Source organism: Streptomyces murinus (assembly GCF_002154555.1).
GTDB classification, from domain to species: domain Bacteria; phylum Actinomycetota; class Actinomycetes; order Streptomycetales; family Streptomycetaceae; genus Streptomyces; species Streptomyces murinus.
Genome location: NZ_MUNF01000439.1, coordinates 1 through 3,789, shown reverse-complemented (window position 1 = coordinate 3,789; position 3,789 = coordinate 1). Strand labels below are relative to the sequence as shown.

Here is a 3,789-nt window from a genome sequence, read left to right as displayed (position 1 = left end):
GGCCCCCGTCCCCCGTGTTTCCCCCGTACCTCAGGCGACCAGTTCGCCGAAGGCGCTCTCCTCGTCACGGCCGAAGCTGAGGACCTCGTCCTCGCGCAGCCGGCGGAGCGAGCGCCAGATGCTGGACTTCACCGTGCCGACACTGATGTTGAGTATGTCCGCGATCTCCGGGTCCGTACGGCCCTCGTAGTAGCGCAGGACCAGCATGGTGCGCTGGAGCTCGGGCAGCCGGGCCAGCGCCTGCCACAGGACCGCGCGCAGCTCGGTGCCGCGCATCGCGTCCGTCTCGCCGGGCGTCTCGGGCAGTTCCTCGGTCGGGTACTCGTTGAGCTTGCGGCGCCGCCAGGCGCTGATGTGCAGGTTCGTCATCGTGCGCCGCAGGTAGCCGCCGACGGCCGCCTTGTCGCTGATCCGGTCCCACGCCCGGTAGGTCGAGAACAGCGCGCTCTGGAGCAGGTCCTCGGCCTCGAAACGGTCGCCGGTCAGGTGGTAGGCGGTCGCGTACAGGGAGGCGCGACGCTCCTGGACGTAGGCGGTGAACTCCGCCTCCGTCAGCGAGCGACGCTCCCCCGTGTCCTCCTTGTACGCGCTTCCCCCGTGCGTGTCCCCCGTACGCGCGTCGATCACCGACATGTAGGGCTGCTGCCCGTACACACCGTGCTGACGCCCGGCACCGCGAGCGCACCCCCGCCCTCCCCCACGCTCGAACGCACTCGCGCGGGAGGCACCCCCTTCAGCACCGGACTTCTCCGAACCCCGGTGCACGTCGTGCAGACGCGTGACCACTGCGCTGGTGCTGATGCTGTGCAGCGTGTTCATCTCGCGCTCCCCGTCGTGGACTTCCGGTGCTTCTGTCCCGCTCCGGGCCTCGCCCGGTCGTACCCCGAGCCCTCGCCCGGTCGTACCCCGGACCCTCGCCCGGTCGTGCTCCGGGCTGTTCCGGCCATTTCGGCCGGATCCGGCTGCTCGCCGTGCCCGTGACGAAAAGCCTGCCGGGGTGACTTCATCGGTGTGTCCCCCGACTGTCACAGACCTGTCACAGGGCCCCCGGCCATCGGCGCCGTCACAGGAAGTGCACAGCCGGTGGCGCTAGCCCGGAGCGGGTCGTGGGGATCCTGCGGGGCTGTGGCCGACAGGTCGTACGACACCCCGTCCATGGGCCAGAATGAGCGGGTGCCTTCCCTGTTGCTGATCGAGGACGACGACGCCATCCGTACGGCCCTGGAGCTCTCACTGACGCGCCAGGGACACCGTGTGGCCACCGCTGCCAGTGGCGAGGACGGTCTGAAGCTGCTGCGCGAGCAGCGGCCGGACCTGATCGTGCTGGATGTGATGCTGCCCGGTATCGACGGGTTCGAGGTGTGCCGGCGCATCCGGCGCACGGACCAGTTGCCGATCATCCTGCTGACCGCGCGCAGCGACGACATCGACGTGGTCGTCGGACTGGAGTCCGGCGCCGACGACTATGTGGTCAAACCGGTCCAGGGCCGGGTGCTGGACGCCCGGATCCGGGCCGTGCTGCGCCGCGGCGAGCGCGAGTCCAGCGACTCGGCGAGCTTCGGCAGCCTGGTCATCGACCGCTCGGCGATGACCGTGACGAAGAACGGCGAGGACCTCCAGCTCACCCCGACCGAGCTGCGGCTGCTCCTGGAGCTGAGCCGCCGCCCGGGCCAGGCGCTGTCCCGCCAGCAGCTGCTGCGGCTGGTGTGGGAGCACGACTACCTGGGCGACTCCCGCCTGGTGGACGCGTGTGTGCAGCGGCTGCGCGCCAAGGTGGAGGACGTGCCCTCGTCCCCGACCCTGATCCGTACGGTCCGTGGTGTCGGCTACCGCCTGGACACTCCTTCGTGAGCGATACGCGAGGGGGGCCGCGCGGCTGGTCCGCGGGGCGCAAGGGGGGTCTGTCCCGGCTCAGGTTCACCAGTCTGCGGCTGCGGCTGGTCGTCGTCTTCGGCCTGGTCGCGCTCACCGCCGCGGTGTCGGCGTCGGGCATCGCCTACTGGCTCAACCGCGAGGCGGTGCTCACCCGCGCCCAGGACGCGGTGCTGCGCGATTTCCGCCAGGAGATGCAGAACCGCGCGGGCGCGCTGCCCGTCCATCCGACCCAGGACGAACTCCAGCGCACCGCCGGGCAGATGGCGTCCAGCAGTCAGAGCTTCAGCGTGCTCCTGGTCGGCCAGGACGCGCGCGGCAAGACGGTGTACGGCAACTCCGGTGGCATCAACGGGTTTTCCCTGGAGGACGTGCCCAAGTCGCTGCGCACGGCGGTGGACCGGCAGCAGGAGATCAGCGACACCAACAAGCAGCCGTATCACCTGTACTGGCAGCGCGTCGTGGACCACGGCACGCCGTACCTGGTCGCCGGCACCCGGGTGATCGGCGGCGGTCCGACCGGCTACATGGCGAAGTCCCTGGAGCCGGAGGCGAAGGATCTCGACTCGCTGGCCTGGTCGTTGGGCATCGCGACCGGCCTCGCGCTGATCGGCGCCGCGCTGCTCGCGCAGGCCGCCGCCACGACCGTACTGAAGCCGGTGCACCGCCTCGGGGTCGCCGCCCGCCGCCTCGGCGAGGGCAAGCTGGACACCCGGCTGCGCGTGTCCGGCACGGACGAACTCGCCGATCTGTCCCGGACGTTCAACAACGCGGCGGAGGCACTGGAGAAGCGGGTCGCGGACATGGCCGCGCGGGACGACGCCTCCCGGCGCTTCGTCGCCGACATGAGCCATGAGCTGCGTACGCCGCTCACCGCCATCACCGCCGTCACGGAGGTGCTGGAGGAGGAGCTGGACGCGGACGCGGGCAGCATGGACCCGATGATCGAGCCGGCCGTCCGCCTGGTCGTCAGCGAGACGCGCCGCCTGAACACCCTGGTCGAGAACCTCATGGAGGTCACCCGCTTCGACGCGGGCACCGCCCGGCTGGTCCTGGACGACGTGGACGTCGCCGACCAGATCACCGCCTGCATCGACGCCCGCGCCTGGCTGGACGCGGTGGAACTGGACGCCGAGCGCGGCATCCACGCCCGCCTCGACCCGCGCCGCCTCGACGTGATCCTCGCCAACCTGATCGGCAACGCCCTCAAGCACGGCGGCTCACCGGTCCGGGTCTCGGTGCGCGAGGCGTCCGACTCGGTGGTCATCCGGGTCCGCGATCACGGCCCCGGCATCCCCGAGGACGTCCTCCCGCACGTCTTCGACCGCTTCTACAAGGCCAGCGCCTCGCGCCCCCGTTCGGAGGGCAGCGGCCTCGGCCTCTCCATCGCGATGGAGAACGCGCACATCCACGGCGGCGAGATCACCGCCGCCAACTCCCCCGAGGGCGGAGCCGTGTTCACCCTCCGATTGCCCCGGGACGCCTCGGAACTGACGGAGGAACCGGACGGGAGCAGCGAGAAGAAGAACGGCAACGGCAGCGCGACGCAAGGGAAGGAGGGGTGATGGCGATGACGACGACGATGACGATACGACGACGATCACGACACGGGCGCCGATGGCTCGCCCTGCCCCTCCTGGGCGCCCTGCTCACCGGCTGCGGCATCCGCGCCACCCAGGTACCGACCGACTTCGGCCCGGCGCCCTCGCGGGTCCCCTGCTCCCTGACGGGCTCGGGCCAGGCGACCCAACAGGGCGTGCCCGTGCAGGTCTTCCTGCTGTGCGGGTCGTCCCTGGTGACGGTGGACCGTACGGTACGAGTCCCGGAGGGCACCCCCGACGACCGCCGCCGGGTGATGGTGGCCCAGGGTCTGCTGGACCAGCTGGCCACGGCACCCTCCTCGGCGGAACGTTCCGC

At 71.0% G+C, this 3,789-nt stretch carries 3 protein-coding genes and 1 pseudogene; 3 read left to right on the top strand and 1 reads right to left on the bottom strand.

The features are described from left to right. Window positions 1–30: 30 nt before the first annotated feature. Window positions 31–819 (bottom strand): SigE family RNA polymerase sigma factor, encoded by a 789-nt coding sequence (locus tag CCN72_RS25395; RefSeq protein WP_086809917.1) that lies wholly within the window; start codon window positions 817–819, stop codon window positions 31–33. A 354-nt stretch (window positions 820–1,173) separates the two neighbouring features. Here CCN72_RS25395 and afsQ1 point away from each other — a divergent pair, with 354 nt between their 5' ends. The 3 genes and pseudogenes from afsQ1 to CCN72_RS25380 all read left to right on the top strand — a co-directional run. Next, entirely contained in the window at window positions 1,174–1,851 is a 678-nt protein-coding gene (gene afsQ1 / locus CCN72_RS25390; RefSeq protein WP_086809919.1) for a two-component system response regulator AfsQ1, read from the top strand. After that, window positions 1,848–3,437: a sensor histidine kinase gene (locus CCN72_RS25385; RefSeq protein WP_086809915.1), complete on the top strand. Its 1,590-nt coding sequence runs from the start codon at window positions 1,848–1,850 to the stop codon at window positions 3,435–3,437. The genes afsQ1 and CCN72_RS25385 overlap by 4 nt, the downstream gene beginning before the upstream one ends. Beyond that, window positions 3,437–3,789 (top strand): annotated as a pseudogene (locus tag CCN72_RS25380) (hypothetical protein); the annotation flags it as partial. The gene CCN72_RS25385 and the pseudogene CCN72_RS25380, both read left to right, overlap by 1 nt.